The organism is Algibacter sp., from assembly GCF_049667265.1.
GTDB lineage: Bacteria > Bacteroidota > Bacteroidia > Flavobacteriales > Flavobacteriaceae > Algibacter_B.
Genome location: NZ_JBATHX010000015.1, coordinates 1 through 1,744, shown reverse-complemented (window position 1 = coordinate 1,744; position 1,744 = coordinate 1). Strand labels below are relative to the sequence as shown.

Here is a 1,744-nt window from a genome sequence, read left to right as displayed (position 1 = left end):
AGTTGCATCTGCTGATGAAGCTATTTTAGCATTAGATAGCTTAAACACTACTACAACCGCTATTTATGAGCCTAACGATTACTCCATGCGTGAAAATATATCTAGTCGTTATGTAGTTGATTCTCTGGCATCTATTTCATTAAAAGAAATGACTCCGAATTATTTGAAATATGAATCAAAAAATAGTCATGATGGTTTTGCGGTATTTTCTGAAATCTATTATAAAAATGGATGGAAAGTCTCCATTGATGGTTCGCCAGCAATTCACCTTCCTGTAAATTATATTTTACGAGGAATGCCAATTCCCGCAGGAAATCATACTATAGAATTTAAGTTTGATCCAGATGTCGTTAAAACAGGGAGCAAGATTACTTTAGCGAGTTCTATTTTACTCTGTTTGTTGTTAATTGGCGGATTGTTTTATGAGTTCAAAAGAAAGGATGAATAAAAAACGGGTACTCATAATTACTTATTATTGGCCACCTGCAGGAGGTCCGGGAGTTCAGCGCTGGCTGAAGTTTGTTAAATATTTACCAGAATTTAATATTGATCCTATTGTTTTTATTCCTGAAAACCCTAGTTATCCTATTGTTGATGAAAGTTTGGTTTCTGAGGTTTTAAAAGACGTAACTATTATTAAACAACCCATTAACGAACCTTATAAATGGGCAGGTTTTCTTTCTAAAAAATCGTCTAAAACTATTAGCAAAGGGATTATTTCAGATTCAAAAAAGCAATCTATCATTGAGAAAGCCATGCTTTTTGTTCGTGGTAACTTTTTTATTCCTGATGCAAGAAAGGGCTGGGTAAAACCTTCTGTTGCCTTTCTTTTAGATTTTATTCAAAAAGAAAAAATCGAAACTATTATTACCACAGGTCCACCGCATAGCGTGCATCTTATTGGGCTTCAATTAAAACAACAACTAGGAGTGAATTGGTTGGCAGATTTCAGAGATCCGTGGACTACCATTGGCTATCATAAACAATTAAGGTTAACCTCAGGTTCAAAAGCAAAACATAAAGACTTAGAAAAACAGGTTTTAAATGCTTCAGATGAAATAATAGTAACCAGTTTCACAACCAAAAAAGAATTTCAGCAAATAACAAATAAGCCTATTGAGGTTATCACAAATGGTTATGATGATGAAAAAACGGTTGATTTTAAAATGGATTCTAAATTCACTTTATCTCATATTGGTTCCTTATTGTCAAAACGAAATCCAGAAAATTTGTGGCAAGTTTTAAGTGAATTGATAAATGAAAATGCTGATTTCTCAAATGATTTCCAACTTAATTTAATTGGTTCAGTAAGCGAAAATGTATTAAATTCTATTAGTAATTTTAAGTTAAGTGATTATGTAAATAATGTTGGTTATGTGTCGCATAAAGAAGCTATTAGGTTTCAAAAAAATCTCAAATTTTACTGTTAGTTGAAATAGATTCTGAAGATACCAAATGCATCATCCCAGGAAAATTATTTGAATACATGATTTCTAACCGGCCAATAATTGCTATGGGTCCAAATGGTTCAGATGTTGAAAAAATAATGGAAGAAACCAATACCGGAAACTACTTTAATTACAACGATTATGACTCGTTAAAAAGAATTATCTTGGTGCATTATAAGTCGTTTCAAAATAACTCATTGCAATCACATCCAATAGGCTTGCAAAAGTATCACAGAAAGGCTCTTACAAAATCGCTAGCTAATTTATTATAATGGGAGTCGTTGTTTCACAATCCT

1 protein-coding gene and 1 pseudogene are annotated in these 1,744 nt (G+C 32.3%); both read left to right on the top strand.

Annotation, left to right across the window (positions count from 1 at the left end):
- On the top strand, positions 1-448 hold a 448-nt coding region (locus WBN21_RS00540), incomplete at its 5' end, for a YfhO family protein (RefSeq protein WP_424197367.1).
- Positions 441-1,720 (top strand): annotated as a pseudogene (locus WBN21_RS00535) (glycosyltransferase). The gene WBN21_RS00540 and the pseudogene WBN21_RS00535, both read left to right, overlap by 8 nt.
- The last annotated feature ends 24 nt before the right edge of the window (positions 1,721-1,744 follow it).